The following is a 17,026-nucleotide window of genomic DNA, read 5'->3' as shown; positions in this document are numbered from 1 at the left end:
CATTAGTTCAGCTATGCATCGGTGTGCGAATGCTGGTGCTGCTCGGCTCAACTTTCCGCCGTGGCAGCCTCTGTTATTTCACGAGGTGTCCTGCCGAGCCACCAGGCGGGTTGGGCGGTGCCGTCCGTGGTGCGGCCGTCGTCGTGAACGTAGTGCCGCTCGTCTCGGCCGGGCTCTCTCCAGCGGCCGACAAGGGTTTGCTCGAGCCACTCGGAGCCGAAACGGAAGACCTCGGCGGCAGTTCCGCCGAGGGGGTGGAACTCGTTTTCGTACACTCGCATCTGCTTCGGGGCGTGGATGTGCTCGTAGCACGCAAGGGCTTGCTCGAGCCGGGTGAGTTCGTCGAACTCGCCGATGCCCATAAGGACGGGACAGGTGATTCGGGTGACGAGATCGCCGAGGGGCATCCGCCCGGCAAGCTCTGTGTCGAAGCGGCGTTCGTCGACATATCCGGACATGTACATGTAGTTGTTCTTGAAGGTCGGCTGCGCCCGATGGAAGATTGTTTCGAAGTCGCCTGTCACGCCCTCGAAACTTGCCAGCGCCCCCAGGCGCTCGTCCGTCGCGGCAGCACGCAGTCCCCAGTAACCGCCCATGCTGATTCCGAACATGCCGATCCGCTCGGCATCGACCCCGGTCAGATCCGTGAGGAAATCGATGTAGCGGCTGATCGCGCGTTCGTAGTTCGTGAGGTCCACGGTCAGTCCGCCGGCACGGGATTCGCCCTGCCCGGGACCTTCGATGGATAGTGCCACCATGCCGCGCGAAGTGTAGTAGCGCTCAGCCGCGTAAATGTAGTCCTCCTTGATCATGTCCATTCCGGGACCGAGGAGGACGGCCGGCGCGTTGCGGACCTCGCCTGCCGGCAGGTGCAACAGGGCATAGATGTGCTTGCCCTCGAACTCGAGGACCACGCGGCGAACGCGGTTGTCGCGTAGTTCGCCCAGTCGAGCCACGCAGTCGTTGCAACGTTCGCGGAAAGCGGTCTTGCGCGGGTCGTCCGCCTCGAAGATCGAATACTGGGCCCGACCCCCCACATCACCGCGGCCCGTAGATACAGATCGGCCGCGGTCTGCCGGTAGCCGTGGGACTCGTGATGGTGGGCGCGCTGCTCAGCCTGCCCGGCGATGGTGGCCCATGCCTTGGGCAGCATGGCGCCGCTCTGCACGAGAGCGAACACTTTATCGAAGTCGGTCTGGTCGTGCCCCAGCTGCTCCATGGTGCCCTTTGCGGCCGGGTGCAGCGCGTTGAAGCCGCCCTGGGCGAGGGCGATGTCCAGCGCCCAGTTCTGGCCGACAGAACGCTCGGTCATGGGGACTCCTTCCCGGCATTTGACTAAGTACTTATGATGTAAGTACTTAGGTTATAACCATGGACAACGAGAGGCAACTGCCGTGTCGTGCACACCGCCGTCCGCAGGCGATCGACGTCGTGCGATCGATGCCCTGGCGCTGGCTGCTTACAGCCTCAGTGCCGCCGACGCTCGTTTGCGGGGCCGTGCCACTCGACAGCCGGGAGCGCTGTCGCTGCCGCACGCACGCGCCCTGCGCGTCCTGGCAGAACAAGGGCCCCTGACCGTCAAAGAACTCGCCGAACTTGTTCAAACCACCGCAGCGGCAGTCACGCAGCTGGTCAATGGTCTGGAGCGGGCCGGGTACGTGACCCGCGAACGGCGGGAAGGTCAGCGGCGCTCCGTGGCCGTCACTCTGACGCGTCTGGGCCTCGAGCGTCATCGCGCACGTGAGCAAGCCCTTGCCGCGGCCCTTGGCGACACCCTCCGTCACCTGGGCGACGACGCGCTCACCGCGGCGACCGAGGTCCTCCGTGGTCTTGCCCTCGTCTATGACCGTTTGTAGCTGATGTGACAGGCTCGCGCCTGCCTTCGTCAGCTACTTGTCCGCCTGATCGTGTCGTCGGCCGGAGCGGGCCGGTCTGCTTGTGCTGGTTCTTTGTAGAAATCATCGAAATACGCTGATATGCGTATAGGAACATGTATTTGTGCCAACAGCACTCGTTGAGCCGCCATCAAGGGACTCGTTTTCCAACTCTGCCCAGATGCCGGGACTTTATCCTCGGGGTGTCTACGCGAGAATGAGAAGTCCGCAGAGGTGACTGGGCCTCCGGGGCGCGCCGAGCTGATGGCAGTCAGAACTTTGGCGTCGTGCTCGTGTTGATTCGGTTGAAATGTCGAAAAGGACTGGGGGAGTGCGATATTCGTGGATCACGGCCTGGCCGGGTCGCGGGCTTCCCGAGCATGGGGAGCTCGTGTAAGCGTTCGTGCTTACGCTGCATCGCGTAGCGCGACCTGATCGCGAGTTGTGACCTGTGCGCGCACCGTCGCACGCCTCGAACCGTGCCCGAGATGGTGTGTCGACTATCCGGTTTCGACCAGGTCGGCTCGATCAGTGATAGGCCATGCGTAGGGAGATTGTGGTGGGTAGAGGTCGCGGAGTTCACCTGTGTGGCAGCGTGCCATTGGCTGATGCGCGAACGGTGTTCTCGGAGGCAGCGCAGCGAATGGGCGCCGAGTTGAAGCGTATCCCGGACGGCGAGACCGGCGTGCGCGACAACTGGGTAGTGTGGCAGCTGCCCAAGATCCAGGCTCACCCGGACCTGGAAACCGTTCCGCCGCCGAGCCCGGAATACGGGCCCAGCGAACGAGTGCAGCCCAAACCGGGCGTAAACGCGGCGTCGATCGATTTCGGCCCGTTGGGCTATGCGGACGCCGCGTTGGAGTCGTGGCAGGTTTTCCGGCAGCTCCGTGTGGAAGGCGCGATCCCGGCGCACACCCGGTTTCAGGTGTCCCTACCGACGCCGATCGCGGTGGTCGGGGCGTTCGTCGCCGGACCGCAAGGGGAGTTGGAGCGCAGATATGAGGCGCAGTTGCTCAACGAGTTGGCCGTGATCCTCGACGGCATTCCCGCGGAAGACCTTGCTGTGCAATGGGATACCGCGGTCGAGTTCGCCATTTTCGAAGGCGTGTTCCCGTCTTGGTTCGGCGCCGACTACCCGACGCAGCTCGAGGCAGTCGGGGAGCGGCTGGTTCGGTTGGGTGCCGCGGTGCCCGAACCGGTCGAACTCGGGTACCACTTGTGCTACGGCGACTTCGGTCACCGCCACTTCGTCGAACCCGCCGACACCGGTCGGTTGGCGGCGGTCGTCAACCGGATCGTGACGGGGCTCGGCCGGCGCGTCGACTGGGTCCATATGCCGGTCCCGCGGTCGCGCACCGACGCCGACTACTTCAAACCGCTTGCCGACCTGGACCTTCCGGCAGAGACAGATCTCTACCTCGGTCTGGTGCACGCAACCGACGGTCGTGACGGTGGGCTGCGACGAATTGAAGCTGCCCGCACCGCGATTGCGGAATTCGGCATCGCCACGGAGTGCGGAATGGGTCGACGTCCGGCCGCGCAGATCCCCGGATTGTTCGACTTGCACGCGGAATTGGCAGAAGCGCTGGCCTGACTCGGATCGGTGCCGTACGACCCCGGGCTTGTGCCTCCGGGGTCGTACTTTGCTCGCTGCAGAAGGCCGCCGATTGGCTAGTGACATAGGGGATCGACCTGGGGCTCTGTCGCGTCCCCGCGACACAACTTGACATAATGTTGATTATCGGCACAAGAACGGGGTCGATGGCTGACCTGCTCGGCGATGTATATCGTTGCTGGGGCTGATATTTCGTGTGTGGAGTCGGTCGCCCTGGCTCCGCCGGCGGTCGTCGTGTCTGAATCATTCACTGCGGACCGACGCCATTCATCGGCATGCTGAATGGAAATTTTCCGACAATTATTATAAATATCCGTAGATTATTCTGTCGTCTCCGATATCCGCCAGCCTGTCCTCCGAGCGGATTTTATTTTCGTGTGGTGAACTGTCACTGTGACGAATTGTGGCCCGCGAGGGTTTATTTCGACGACCTCGGTGTGGATGTGTCGTAGGCGTCCAGTAGTTGATAATTGGCTCTGTTTCTGAGGTCCACCTGTCGGCATGCTGGGTCGGTGCTGGTTCGTCGGTTGATCGCGTTGTATGTCGGGTTGTGGTTGTACGGGTTCTCGATGGCGGTGATGGTGCGCGCGGGACTCGGGTTGGATCCGTGGGATGTGTTTCATCAAGGGGTGGCGCGGTATGTGCCGATCAGCTTCGGTGCGGTGACGGCGCTGACGGGTATCGCTGTGTTGCTGGCATGGATTCCGTTGCGGCAGTTGCCTGGGTTGGGGACGGTGAGCAACGTGGTGGTGATCGCCCTGTCGGTCGATGCCGGGCTGGCGTGGTTGCCGGCATGGGAGGTGCTGCCGGTTCGGGTGGGCGCGATGGGCGCCGCGGTGGTGCTGAATGCGGTCGCCAGCGTGTTGTACATCGGCGCAGGCATGGGCCCGGGGCCGCGGGATGGGCTGATGACCGGACTGGTGCGTCGGACGGGTAGGTCGGTGTGGGTGGTGCGCACGGCGATCGAGGTGACGGTGTTGTCGACCGGGTTTGTTCTTGGTGGCAGCGTCGGTGTCGGAACGCTCGTGTACGCGTTCGGGATCGGTCCGCTGATGCAACTACTGATCCCTATGGCGAATCGGTACTTGCCCGGGTTTCATGATTCGCCGAACCGGGAACCCGCCGCCGCGGTGCCGGACGCGGTGTCACGTGTGTAACTGAGGATTACTCCCCCGGCCCTCCGTTCCTCGTTGGAAATGAAACGTCACAGTGACAAAAATTGGGCGATTGGTCGGCCGTTCGGAAGCGTTTTCGTTCTACGGTTCGTGAACTGACTGACGCAGTCGGCTGCGTCTGGTGGTGTCTGGTCGGCAAGAAATACTGCACCATGTTCGTTAGCATCGGGCGGATGACCGGATTAGCTGGAAGTCGGCTCACGGGTAGGAGTGGGGCGATCGGGGTGGCCCGCATGCTGGTCGTGTGTGCGGCGATCGGAGCCGCAATCCCTGGTGTGCAGATGTCGGAGGCGTCTGCTGCTCCCCCGTTCGGTACGTACGTCGCCCTGGGCGACTCATGGGCCGCCGATGCCTCGTTGAGTCAGCCGACCGACGAGTTCGTGGTACCGGGATGTGCGCAGAGTCGCGACAACTACGCCAAACAACTGGCCGCGGCGCTAGCGGTACCGCTGTTCCGCGACGCGACCTGCGGTGGTGCCACCACCGCGCACATGACTGCTCCACAACGCACTCTGCTCGGAGTGAACCCGCCACAGTTCGACCGACTTACTCTGTCGACGGATCTGGTGACTCTCGAAATCGGTGGCAATGACGCGGGTTTGGCCGCGATGGTTCCACGCTGTGTGACTGTCGACCCCGCGGTGTCGCCGTGCCGGAATGCCCGGGTGGCTACCGGCGTGGATCAGATGTCGGACAATATCGCGGCGGCCGCATCGAAAGTGGCGGCGGTGATCGACGGTATTCGTGCGCGGTCGCCGCAGGCACGAATTTTGCTGTTGGATTATTTGGATGGTGTCGGCACCGGACCGGGTTGTTTCCCGGTCATCCCAATTTCGGATGTCGATGCGAATTGGCTGGGCACCAAACTGATCGAGCTCAATGCCATGCTGGCGCGGGTGGCGCGGGTGGCCGGCGTCGAGTTCGTCGACTCCTACAGCACTAGCGCGGGGCATGACGCGTGTCAGGCGCCCGGGACGCGTTGGGTGGAGGGCCTGATCCCGTTCTCGACCGACCCGGTGGGGCCGGCGGTGCCGTTCCACCCGAATCAGCTGGGCGCGGATCACCAAGCAGGAAGCCTCCTGGCGGCGTTGGGCCGGTGATTCCGGAGCGTCCAGTGACAATGTCGAGGTGCCTGAGCTGATACCCGAGGTGGTCGTCGCCCGACGTGTTCGGTGACGGACCCAGCCAACCCTGTCGGGTGACATGGTGACGTTACGCTGGTAGTGGGATCTGGCAGAAGGTGAACCTATGAGTGCTTCCACCATCGCCCGGCAGTGCACATTGTGTGAGGCCCACTGCGGAATACTGGTCACTGTCGAGCAGTACCGGGTGACGCGGATCGAGGGGAATCCGCAGGATGTTCTGTCGAACGGGTACATCTGTCCGAAGGCGACGGCGATGGGCGGGCTGCACCATGACCCGGACCGGTTGCGCACTCCGGTGCGGCGGGTGGGTGCGTCATTCGAGCCGGTCGGGTGGGAGGAGGCGTTCCAAGAGATCGGGCAGCGGCTGCGGAAGGTGCGTCGCGAGCACGGACCGAGCGCAATCGGCATGTACCTGGGTAATCCCGCCGCGCACAGTTCGTCGGTGCTCTACGCGATATTGCTGCGTGCGGTGTTGCTGACGAGGAACTTTTTCTCGGCGTCGTCGATCGATCAGTTTCCGCAGGAGTTTGTGGCGTGGCGGATGTTCGGTTCGAATGTGTTGATGCCGGTGACCGATATCGATCGGACGGATCGGCTGGTAGTTCTGGGTGCGAATCCCGCGGTGTCGAATGGATCGATCACGACGATGCCGAATGTGAAGCAGCGGATTCGTGCGGTTAGGCGTCGCGGTGGGAAGGTCGTGGTGATCGATCCGCGGCGGACCGAGACGGCACGGTTGGCTGATCAGCATGTCGCGGTGAGTCCGGGTGGTGACGTGTACCTGTTGCTGGCGATGCTGCATGTGCTGGTCACGGAGGATCTATGTGACGAGGCGGCGATTCGCTCGGTGAGCACGGGGTGGGATCAGGTGTGTGCCCTGGTGGCGGAGGCTACAGCGGAGCGGATGGCGCCGCTGGCAGGTGTGGACGCGCAGACGATCCGTGTGCTCGCCCGTGAGCACGCTGCGGCTGCGTCGGCGGTGTTGTATGCGCGGGTCGGGGTGAGTCAGCAGGTGACCGGTACGTTGACGCATTGGTTGGTGAACATGATCAACGCCGTGACGGGGAATCTGGATCGGCCGGGTGGGCAGATGTTCGCGACTCCGCCGGTCGATGTTGCTCGGTATACGAAGTATCTGCCGGTGGGGTACGGGGCGTGGACGGATCGGTCCGGCGCTTACAAGTCGTTTCGTTCGGAGTTGCCGGTGGTGGTGTTGGCCGAGGAGATTCTGGCCGAGGGCGAGGGCCAAGTCAGGGCGATGATTTCGTACGCGGGCAATCCGGTGTTGTCGACGCCGCAGCGCGGCCGTCTGAGTGCGGCGCTGGAGTCCTTGGACTTCTATGTGGCCGTGGACATGTACATTACGGAGACGACTCGGCACGCGGACATCATTCTGCCGCCGGTCTCGCCACTGGAGCGCGAAGACGTCAACATCCTGTTCCCGGTGTTCAGTGTGCGTAACAACCTGCGGTATGACGCGCGAGTATTCGATCCCCCTGCGGACGGGTTGGAGGATTGGCAGATCATGGCGCGGTTGATCACCGAGATGCTGCCGCTGCCTGCGCGTCGGTTCTCCGGGCGGGTGCTGAATGCGGTGTTCGATCGGATCAGTCCGGTGCGGGTGGCGTCGTGGGGGGTGGCGGTGGGTCCGTACGGGGTTCTGCGGCGCGGCCGTAAGGGGTTGACTGTCGCGAAGGCCCGGGCAGCGGGGGGTGGGATAGATTTGGGTCCGTTGCGACCGCGGTTGCGGTCGTTGATCGGGACGAAGGATCGGAAGGTGCGCTTAGCGCCGGAGGATTTCGTCGCGGCGGCGCGTGTGGTACTCGATGACGCGCGGCAGGGGAAGGCGTTGACGACTCCGGCCGAGGGGTATGACCTGAAATTGATCGGTCGCCGTCATCTGCGTAGCAACAACTCCTGGTTGCACAATGTGCCTGCGATGGTGCGGGGGCGTCACCGGTGTACGGCGCTGATGCATCCGGTGGATGCGGCCGGGCGTGGGCTCAGCGATGGTGAACTGGTCGCGGTGAGTTCGCCTATCGGGTCGATTGTGGTGCCACTGGAGGTCAGTGCGGATATCAGGGTGGGTACTGTGGCGATTCCACATGGGTGGGGGCACGGTGAATCGGGTGTTGGTTGGACGGTGGCGGCGTCGGTGCCGGGGGCGAACGTGAATCTGCTGCATGATCCGGCGTTGACGGACATGTTCTCGGGCGCTGCGGCCGTGAACAGTACGTGGGTGGCGGTGACACGGGCGCCCGCGGGGTCGGGTGGCGGTACCGGGGTTGGGGCGGTTGAGCGGGAGTAGGCGTCGGCCGTGTGATCGACCGGCGAGACGCCTCGGGGCGGTCTTAGGCGGTGTCGGTGTCCACGTTGACGGCATGGCGCGCTGCCCTGGCATTGACCTCGATCGCGCCGACGATCAGGTGCCGCCGGGTGTCTGCGCGTGCGCGTTGAGCCGGCCGCTGCGGGGTCGGCGGATTGTGGCGATTCAGCGATGTTGTCAGTGTGGCGTGATCGGTGAGTGTCGGTCCGAGTTCGTTCGCGGGTAGGTCGGACCCGGGCGGGGCCAGGCCAAGCGGCGCGGTCGGTACGACCGCGCCGCGATCAGTGGGGTTGTGGGTTCAATGCACTCGGTGGCCGTGGAATTCCAGGAAGGCCGCGAGTGTCTCCTCTGGGGCCTCGAGTTGGGGGTAGTGGCCGATCTTCGGCAACTCCACCACATCCGGGCCGGGGATCAGTTGGCGGTAGCGGCGGACCATGTGGGCGCCGGAGACCGGGTCGACCGGGCCGGCGATGAGCCGGACCGGAACCTGGGCCTGCTGGAGTGCGCCGACCCAGCGTTCGCGGTGTTTGCGACGCTCGGTCATGTAGCGGATCAGCTTGTGTCCGTTGCGTTTTCCGTGCTTGCTGCACCACAGCAACCAGAACTGGTGCAATTCGGTGTCACTGGGTTTGGTGTCGGGTCCGAATACCGCGGCCAGGTTGCGGAAGAAGGTGCGGTCGGTTCCGAGCACGCCGACCATCGGACCGAGTGGGCTCGCCAGCAGTCGCTGCACGAGCCGGGGTCGGTGGGCTTCGGGGAACAGTCCGCCGTTGAGCAGGCACACCGATTCGATCATCAATGATTCGTCGCCCACCGCTCGGCGTTCGGCGTCACGTGCGAGTAGTTCCTGTGCGACGGTGTCGCCATAGTCGTGGGCGAGGATGTGGAAACGGGTGACGCCCTGCTCGCGTAGCAGGTTCTCGTGGATGTCGGCCTGGTCGGTGATCGTGTAGTCGTAGTGGCGTGGCTTGGCTGACCAACCGAAGCCGATCATGTCTGGGGCGATGACCCGTGCGAATCGTTCGCAGAGGCCGGGCCAGACGGCATGCCAGTCCCACGATGCGGTGGGAAATCCGTGGATACAGACGAGCGTGCCGTCGGTGCCCGTGCCGCCGTCGCGCCAGAAGATCTGATGGCCGCGGTGGGTGTGCCGTCGTCCTTCTGCTCGCCAGGACGCAAACTCTTCCATGTCTACCTCCTTCGTCGCCGACAAGCATGACGCGTGAGCGCGCCGGGCACAGCAGTTCGGCCGACAGCGCACATGTCATATACCGCGCGGCCGGTTTTCTCTGCGTGTGCTCTGCGAGAATGCGATGGTGCATGTCGCGATCGGCCTGGTTGTTCTCGTCGCGTCGGCGGCCGCGTTAGCGGCGCTGGCGCGTCGGTTGGGGGTGTCCGAACCGTTGGTGTTGACACTGGCCGGGGTGGCGGCGTCGTATCTGCCGTTCGTGCCGGAGATCCACCCGGATCCGGAGATCATTCTGCTCGGTCTGCTGCCTCCGTTGTTGTATACCGCCGCGCTCCGCACGTCGCTGGTGGATTTTCGTGCCAATGCGGGCACCACCCTGCTGCTGTCGGTGGGGTTGGTGCTGTTCAGTACGTTCGCTGTCGCGGTGGTGGTGTGGTTGCTGTTGCCGGTGCCGTTCGCGGTCGCGGTCGCATTGGGCGCGGTGGTGGCGCCGCCGGATGCGGTGTCCGCGACGGCGGTGGCACGCCGGATCGGGATGCCGCGACGGATCGTGCGGATCCTGGAGGCGGAGTCGCTGTTCAATGATGCGACCGCGCTGGTGGCGTTGCGTACGGCGATCGCGGCGACGGCCGGAACGCTGTCGGTGTGGCAGGCTGGTGGTGACTTCTTACTCGCGGCGGTCGGCGGCGCGGTGGTTGGTATCGTCGTCGCCTACCTCTTGGCGCTGCTGCGGCGGCGGCTCACCGATCCGGTGCTGGACACGACGCTGTCTTTCCTGGCGCCGTTCGTGGCGTATCTGCCCGCCGAGGGTATTCACGCCTCCGGAGTGATCGCGGTGGTCACCTGCGGCATGATCCTCGGGCACAACGCGCAGGCATGGCAGAGCGCGGCGTCGCGGACCGCCGAACGCATCAACTGGCGGACCATTCAGTTCCTTCTGGAGAGCGTGGTGTTTGTCGTCATCGGATTGCAGATGCGCGCGATTCTCGAGGGTGCGTGGAGCAGCGGTCTCGACCATCGGACGCTGCTGTTGTCGGCGGTCGCGGTGCTCGCGGTGACGATGCTGGCACGGCCGGTGTGGGTGTTTCCGTGGACGCTGCTGCCGCGCAGGTTGGGAATGGCCGACGATGTGCCGCTGGCCTACCCGGTGGTGGTGTCCTGGGCGGGGATGCGCGGTGTGGTGACGTTGGCGGCGGTGCTGTTGCTACCGGAGGACACTCCGCAATTGCCGGTGTTGAAGCTGCTTGCGCTGGTTGTGGTGGCGGGAACGCTGCTGGTGCAGGGGGGTTCGCTGCCGTGGCTGGTTCGGCTGCTTCGGCTGCGCGGACCGAGTCGCGCCGAGGATGCGTTGCAGAAGGCCAACCTGCTGCAGCAGGCGACCGCGGCGGGTCTTGCGGCCCTCGACGAGCGGATCACGCCGGAAACCTCGCCGATCGTGGTGGCGACGTTGCGTGATCGCGTCACGTGGAAGACCAACGCCGCGTGGGAACGGCTCGGGCGCGCGGAGTCCGAGTTGGTGACCCCCACCGCCGAGTATCGGCGGCTTCGGCTGGAGATGTTGCGCGCTGAACGTGCGACCGTGCTGTCCGTGCGGGATTCGGGTGCGGTGGATTACGAGATCCTCCGGCATGTGATGGCGCAGCTGGATCTGGAGGAGTCGATGATCGAACGGTTCGACGAGGAGGAGGAAGAGCGTGTCGAACCGTTGGCCGTCCCACTGGACGACCAGACCTGCTCGCATCTGCGTGCCGCGCCGCTGGTGCGTGATTCCACCGGAGGCGACACGTGCGCTGAATGTGTGGCGGAGGGGCTGGTGTGGGTGCATCTACGGATGTGCTTGTCGTGTGGGCATGTTGCCTGCTGTGACTCGTCGCCGGGTAATCATGCGACCAAGCACTACGCGGGCAGCGGGCATCCGGTGATGCGCAGTGTGGAGCCGGGTGAGGCGTGGCGGTGGTGCTATGTGGACGAGCTGCTCGGCTAGAGCCGGATGTTCAGTGCTCGGCGTGCGAGTAGATCAGCCGCGCGTATTCGGTGAGCAGCTGATCCAGTGAGAGGTTCTCGCCGCCTGCGGCGATCTGCTGATAGCCGACGAGCATCGCCATGCCCAGCGAGGTCACTACGGCGGCGGTGTCGTCGTCGCGGACGACGCCTTTGATCGCTTTGTGCACGGTGCGTCTGCGGGAATCGTCGACGCGTTTGAGTGCGAGGTTGACCGATTCGTCGTTGGCGGCCCACGCGCGGATCGCGGCTTCGGCGGCGTGGTGGAGTCCGGCGGCGAGGTCGGACATGGCGCGGATGTCGTCGTCGGGGTTGCCCTGGTTGAACTTCAGGGTGCGCAGGATTCGGACCTGCCGGTTCTCCCAGTGGTCGAGCAGGGTGTCGACGAATCCTTGCCAGCTGCCGAAGTGGTGGTAGAAGGAGCCACTGGTGACGCCGAGTCGTCGGCATAGCACGCCGATGTTGAGGCCCTTGAAACCGAACTCGGCCAGCACCTCCAGTGCGGTATCGAAGTACTGCTCCTTGGTGACCACACGTGACATTCGGTGCGCCGTTCTGTTTCGTTCGGGCAGGGTCGAAGGACCGAACAGTACCCCATTGTAGCGTCGGCTGGGCCGAGGCCGGTGGAGTCGTCGCGCTCAGGTGCGGGCGACCCGTGGTAGCTGTTACCGACTGAAATAAATAGTGGCTGTTGGTGATCGGACGTGGGGACAGCATTCCACGGGACAGGCAAACGTATTACGTCGGAGCGCTGCCGGCGTGTCCAGTTCATGCGCGGAATTGTTGGGCCGCAGCGGTTTACGCGCCGCATGTTGATTCCGTCGCGGAAACAACGCTGGTCGACGCGGCGATCGATGACCGGCTCTGTAATCGCCGTGCACGGGGATACCTCCGGAACGCCGTGTGCGGGATCCTCGCGGTCGGCCCCGTTGTCGTAGTTCCTCTCGTCCGTCTCCCCCGGCCCGGGGATCTGCACGATGGCCCCGGTGTGACGCATAGGCGCGGTGTGGCCAGGCATCCGCGCGACCGTTGGCGTCCGGGTTCTCGAGAACAGCCGCCTGCGCGACCGTGTGCTTCCTGGAATGACCGTATCGCTGTCGATCGACCGAAAGGACTCCGCGCCGCGGTCGGGCACCTTACTGTCTCCGGAAAGCTGATGTACTGAATGAGGTTGTGCGATGTCCGAACCGAACACGTCCTGCGCCGCTTTTCAGCGTATCGCGGTCATCGATCCGGAGGCCGTGGCCGTGCGGTCCATCGGCGGCACTCATACGCTGACCTGGCGGCAATACGCCGACCAGGTCTGTGAGATCGCCGCCGGGTTGCATGCCCTCGGGATCGGTCGCGGTGAGACAGTCGCGTTGATGATGGCCAACCGGGTGGAGTTCTATCCGATCGAGGTCGGCGTCCAGCACACGGGCGCGACCTCCTTCTCGGTGTACAACACCCTGGCCCCCGAACAGTTGCAGTATGTATTCGGGAATGCGGGTAATCGGGTGGTGATCTGTGAGCAGCAGTACGTTGAGCGCATCCGCTGCTCGGGCGCGCCGGTCGAGACCATCGTCTGCCTCGACGGCATACCGGAGGGCACTATCGGACTCGATGAACTGAAGGCTATGGGCCGCTTCGATTTCGACTTCGAGGCGACCTGGCGGGCAGTGCGACCCGACGACGTCCTCACCCTCGTCTACACCTCCGGTACCACCGGCAATCCGAAGGGGGTCGAGATCACGCACGCAAACCTGCTGGCCGAGGCGCGAGCGTTCCACGCCGTGCTTCCGGTGGAGTTCGGCGATCGCCAGACGTCCTACCTGCCGTCGGCGCATATGGCCGACCGGTTCTGCAACCTGTATCTACAGGAGGTGTACGGCATTCAGCTCACGGTCGTGCCTGATCGGTCCCTGCTGCCCGCCGCTTTGGTGGACGTGCATCCGACGATCTGGGGTGCGGTCCCGCGGGTGTGGGAGAAGCTGAAGGCGGCCATCGAGTTCTCGGTCGCCAACGAGCCCGACGAGACCGTTCGGGCCGGGTTGGATTGGGCATTGGGTGTGGCGGCACGTAAGGCCGCCGCGCAACTTCGTGATGAGCCGATCAGCGCCGAACTGGCCGCGGAATGGGCGAAGGCCGACGAGCAGGTGTTGTCGGCGTTGCGCGCGAAGATCGGGCTGGACCAGACGAAGTGGGCCATGTCCGGTGCCGCGCCGATCCCGCCGCAAACGCTCGGATTCTTCTTCGGACTCGGAATCCCGATCTCGGAGATCTGGGGAATGTCGGAGCTCACGTGCGTGGCCAGCGCCTGCGCGCCGGAGCAGGCGCGGCTGGGTTCGGTGGGCCGGATGCTGCCCGGGATGCAGTGGCGGATCGCCGAAGACGGCGAGTTCCTGGTGCGGGGTCCGCTGGTGATGAAGGGGTACCGCAAGCAACCGCAGAAGACTGTCGAGGCGATCGACCCGGATGGCTGGCTGCACACCGGCGATATCCTCACCGTCGACGGCGACGGCTACCTGCGCGTGGTCGACCGAAAGAAAGAACTGCTGATCAACGCCGCCGGAAAGAACATGTCCCCGGCGAATATCGAAAACGCGATCAAGGCCGCGTCCGCGCTGGTCGGAGCTATCGCCGCGATCGGCGACGCGCGCCCGTACAACACGGCGCTGATCGTGATCGATGCCGAGACCGCCGCGATGTATGCCGCTCGGCGCGGACTTGCGGATGTGTCGGCGGGCGTTCTCGCCGCTGATCCCGACGTGATCGCCGAGATCGCGCGCGGTGTCGCGGCGGGCAATGCGACGCTGTCGCGCGTCGAGCAGATCAAACGTTTCACCGTGCTGCCCACTTTCTGGGAGCCGGGTGGCGATGAGATCACCCTGACGATGAAGCTGCGACGCAAGCCGATCGCGGCCAAGTACGGCGACGAGATCGAGCAGCTCTACGCCGAACAACTCGCCCCCACGGTGCACGAACCGGCGGACGCGCACTCGGCGGGATAGGCACGGTGAAGACGTACCCGACGTGTATGGCACTGGTCAGAGCGTGAACGTGAGCTGCGCGGACGCGCAGTGTCCGCCGGATCGTGCAGCGCGCAATTCCGGTCGCCGGGTGGCCGTGAGCCGTGACACCTCGACGCCGCGTGGCGGGTAGTTGTCGGCAGCGCCCGCCGCGAAGTCGGCTGGACGGCGAGTGAGCGGTGGTCGATTTGACCTTCCAGTGGGTGGAAGGTGCAGGTTGGTGGCATGGAGGAAGAGACGGACCGCTACACGATCGGAGAGCTTGCTCGCCGCACCGAGTTGTCGACTCGCACGATCCGATTCTGGTCGGACAGCGGAGTCATACCACCCGTAGAACGGTCTGCGGGCGGCTACCGCCTATACGGTGCCGACGCGGTCGGTCGCCTGCATCTGGTCCGGACACTTCGTGAACTCGGCCTCGGCCTGGATGCGGTGCGGGAGGTTCTCGACCGACAGTCCACGCTGGCCGAGATCGCCGCGATCCACGTCGAAGCCCTGGATACCCAGATCCGGATGTTGCGGCTGAACCGCGCGGTCCTCCATAACGCCATCTGTCGCGAGAACAAGATCGAAGGACTGTCCCTGATGTACGAACTAGCCCGATTGTCGGCCCGTGAACGGCAGCATCTCATCGACGGCTTTGTCGACAAGATCTTCGCCGGCGTCGACGATGCGGACGCTCTTGCCATTGCCGACTTCATGCGCGAGATGCCGCCACAGCTGCCGGAAGACCCGACTTCCGCGCAGGTGGACGCCTGGATAGAACTGGCCGGACTTGTCTCCGACGACGACTTTCAGCGCACGATGCGGCAGATGGTGCTGCGCGGCGAATCCGACAACCGCATCGAGTTCGGCCTCAATATCCGGCCACTGGTTCTCGTCCATGCGAGTCCAGCTGTCGAGAAGGGAATCGCGCCGGAATCCGACACCGGCCGCGCGATAGTCGATCACATCGTCCCCGCCGATCTCGCCGATACCGAGTCGCGCGCACTGCTCGAATGGCTGGACCTGGTGGCCGAACCCCGCGTCGAGCGCTATTGGCAGCTTCTGAGTCTGATCAACGATCGCCCGCCGGGTCCACCCAGCGTGCCTGTTTTCGCGTGGCTGGCTGCCGCCGTGCGCGCGCACCGATAATCCGCCACGCCCGGCCTCGCTGAGGGGACAATCCCTGGGAGACTTTCGTGTTACACAGATCGCCAACTCCGGCTCGAAGTGTCCGTGTGCGCGGAGTGAGCGATCAGAGGCGGATGCCGAGCAGAGCGTCGACGGCGGTCGCGAGCAGTGCGGGCGCTTCGATGTCCTGGCCGCCGTAGTCCAGGGCCTGGTGGGCCCAATTGTCCACGGCGTCGAGCGCTTTGGGCGTGTCCAGGTCGTCGGCCAGATGCCGGCGCAGACGTGCGACGGTGTCGGTTGCCGATGGGCCCGATGCCAGCGCGGCGGCGGTGCGCCACAGCTCGAGTCGACGCTGGGCCTGTTCGAGCACGGCGTCGGTCCACATGCGGTCTTGCCGGTAGTGGTCGGCAAGCAGGCCGAGGCGGATCGCGGCCGGGTCGACGCCGTTGCGGCGCAATACGGAGACCAGCACCAGATTGCCCTTGGATTTCGACATCTTCGCCCCGTCCAGCCCGATCAGGCCGGCGTGCACGTAGTGGCGGGCGAAACGACGGCCCGCGATCAGCGCTTCGCCGTGCGCGGCGGAGTATTCGTGGTGCGGGTATATGAGGTCGCTGCCGCCGCCCTGGATGTCGAATTCGGGGCCTATCCGGTTCAAGGCGATCGCCGAACACTCGATGTGCCAGCCGGGCCTTCCCGCGCCGAACGGCGCGGGCCAGGACGGCTCGCCGGGACGGGCCGAGCGCCACAGCAGTGCGTCGATGCTGTCTCGCTTGCCGGGACGGTCCGGGTCGCCGCCGCGTTCGGCGAACAGTCGCTCCATGGTGGCGCGGTCGTAGCCGGATTCGTAGCCGAACTGCTCGGTGGCGTCGGCACGGAAGTAGATGTCGGGGTATTCGTCGTCGTCGACGATGTAGGCGGCGCCGGAGGCCAGCAGCTTCTGCACGAGTTCGATGACCTCGTCGACGGATTCGATGGCGCCGATGTAGTCGCGGGGCGGCATGATGCGCAGTGCGGACATGTCCGCTCGGAACAGGGCGACCTCGGAGCTGCCCAGGTCACGCCAGTCCACGCCGTCGCGGGCGGCCCGCTCGAACAGCGGATCGTCGACGTCGGTGACGTTCTGTACGTAGTGCACGGCGTGTCCCGCGTCTCGCCATACCCGGTTGACCAGGTCGAAGGTCAAATAGGTCGCGGCATGCCCGAGGTGGGTCGCGTCGTAGGGGGTGATCCCACATACGTACATGGTGGCCGTAGCACCAGGGGTGACCGGCCGCACCTGGCGGTCCGCGGTGTCGTACAGCCGCAATGGCGGCCCTGCTCCGGGGACGGTCGGAAGGGCGATATCGGACCACGACTGCATGATTACGAGGGTAAAGGTGTGCGCGAGCGCAGCTACTTCCGCCCCGGTCCTGTGGTCGGCGGGACGCGTCGTGGAGTTGAGCGCGACCTGCATATTCCTGCGCATCGTGCGATGTCGAGGTTTTGGGTCTCGCTGAATCAACTGTCAGTGCGCCGGGTGGGATCGGCGATCGTGTTCCGGGCGATGGTGAACGTGCCGTCCAGGTCTGGAATGTCGG

General features: G+C 64.8%; 14 protein-coding genes. 9 read left to right on the top strand and 5 right to left on the bottom strand.

The genetic code is table 11. The features are described 5' to 3' along the window. Positions 1 to 47: 47 nt before the first annotated feature. Positions 48 to 914, bottom strand: a complete 867-nt coding sequence (locus tag AB0C34_RS15345; protein ID WP_357072166.1) for an alpha/beta hydrolase — start codon at positions 912 to 914, stop codon at positions 48 to 50. Further along, positions 809 to 1,312 carry a hypothetical protein gene (locus AB0C34_RS15340; protein ID WP_357072163.1) on the bottom strand — a complete coding sequence of 168 codons (504 nt, stop codon included), beginning with the start codon at positions 1,310 to 1,312 and terminating at the stop codon, positions 809 to 811. The genes AB0C34_RS15345 and AB0C34_RS15340 overlap by 106 nt, the downstream gene beginning before the upstream one ends. Positions 1,313 to 1,394: 82 nt before the next feature. Here AB0C34_RS15340 and AB0C34_RS15335 point away from each other — a divergent pair, with 82 nt between their 5' ends. The 5 genes from AB0C34_RS15335 to AB0C34_RS15315 all read left to right on the top strand — a co-directional run bounded on the left by AB0C34_RS15335 (position 1,395) and on the right by AB0C34_RS15315 (position 8,117). Further along, positions 1,395 to 1,856 (top strand): MarR family transcriptional regulator, encoded by a 462-nt coding sequence (locus AB0C34_RS15335; RefSeq protein ID WP_357072160.1) that lies wholly within the window; start codon positions 1,395 to 1,397, stop codon positions 1,854 to 1,856. Positions 1,857 to 2,415: 559 nt separating this feature from the next. Then, positions 2,416 to 3,468: a hypothetical protein gene (locus tag AB0C34_RS15330; RefSeq protein ID WP_357072157.1), complete on the top strand. Its 1,053-nt coding sequence runs from the start codon at positions 2,416 to 2,418 to the stop codon at positions 3,466 to 3,468. A gap of 533 nt (positions 3,469 to 4,001) precedes the next feature. Then, positions 4,002 to 4,646, top strand: a complete 645-nt coding sequence (locus AB0C34_RS15325) for a hypothetical protein (RefSeq protein ID WP_357072154.1) — start codon at positions 4,002 to 4,004, stop codon at positions 4,644 to 4,646. Between the two features lie 191 nt (positions 4,647 to 4,837). Further along, a complete protein-coding gene (locus tag AB0C34_RS15320; RefSeq protein WP_357072151.1) occupies positions 4,838 to 5,764 on the top strand; it encodes an SGNH/GDSL hydrolase family protein in 927 nt (308 codons plus the stop codon). A gap of 148 nt (positions 5,765 to 5,912) precedes the next feature. Beyond that, on the top strand, positions 5,913 to 8,117 hold the full coding sequence (locus AB0C34_RS15315; RefSeq protein WP_357072148.1) for a molybdopterin-dependent oxidoreductase: 2,205 nt from the start codon (positions 5,913 to 5,915) through the stop codon (positions 8,115 to 8,117). A 316-nt stretch (positions 8,118 to 8,433) separates the two neighbouring features. On the opposite strand, the gene AB0C34_RS15310 is transcribed toward AB0C34_RS15315, so the two are convergent. Then, a complete protein-coding gene (locus AB0C34_RS15310; RefSeq protein WP_357072145.1) occupies positions 8,434 to 9,324 on the bottom strand; it encodes an alpha/beta hydrolase in 891 nt (296 codons plus the stop codon). Between the two features lie 124 nt (positions 9,325 to 9,448). Between AB0C34_RS15310 and AB0C34_RS15305 the strand changes: the two genes are divergently transcribed. Continuing rightward, positions 9,449 to 11,308, top strand: coding sequence for a Na+/H+ antiporter (locus AB0C34_RS15305; RefSeq protein WP_357072142.1), 1,860 nt, complete (start codon positions 9,449 to 9,451; stop codon positions 11,306 to 11,308). Between the two features lie 10 nt (positions 11,309 to 11,318). On the opposite strand, the gene AB0C34_RS15300 is transcribed toward AB0C34_RS15305, so the two are convergent. After that, positions 11,319 to 11,867, bottom strand: coding sequence for a TetR/AcrR family transcriptional regulator (locus AB0C34_RS15300; RefSeq protein ID WP_357072139.1), 549 nt, complete (start codon positions 11,865 to 11,867; stop codon positions 11,319 to 11,321). Positions 11,868 to 12,503: 636 nt separating this feature from the next. Here AB0C34_RS15300 and fadD11 point away from each other — a divergent pair. Beyond that, positions 12,504 to 14,315 carry a fatty acid--CoA ligase FadD11 gene (gene fadD11 / locus AB0C34_RS15295; RefSeq protein ID WP_357072136.1) on the top strand — a complete coding sequence of 604 codons (1,812 nt, stop codon included), beginning with the start codon at positions 12,504 to 12,506 and terminating at the stop codon, positions 14,313 to 14,315. A 243-nt stretch (positions 14,316 to 14,558) separates the two neighbouring features. Then, on the top strand, positions 14,559 to 15,467 hold the full coding sequence (locus AB0C34_RS15290) for a MerR family transcriptional regulator (RefSeq protein WP_357072134.1): 909 nt from the start codon (positions 14,559 to 14,561) through the stop codon (positions 15,465 to 15,467). A gap of 103 nt (positions 15,468 to 15,570) precedes the next feature. Here AB0C34_RS15290 and mshC read toward each other — a convergent pair whose 3' ends face one another. Continuing rightward, positions 15,571 to 16,809: a cysteine--1-D-myo-inosityl 2-amino-2-deoxy-alpha-D-glucopyranoside ligase gene (gene mshC / locus AB0C34_RS15285; protein WP_357072131.1), complete on the bottom strand. Its 1,239-nt coding sequence runs from the start codon at positions 16,807 to 16,809 to the stop codon at positions 15,571 to 15,573. Positions 16,810 to 16,827: 18 nt separating this feature from the next. On the opposite strand from mshC, the gene AB0C34_RS15280 reads away from it, so the two are divergent. Next, on the top strand, positions 16,828 to 17,026 hold a 199-nt coding region (locus tag AB0C34_RS15280), incomplete at its 3' end, for a hypothetical protein (RefSeq protein WP_357072128.1).

This window comes from Nocardia sp. NPDC049220, assembly GCF_040647855.1.
Classification (GTDB): Bacteria; Actinomycetota; Actinomycetes; order Mycobacteriales; family Mycobacteriaceae; genus Nocardia.
This window is presented reverse-complemented; position numbering and strand designations above follow the sequence as displayed.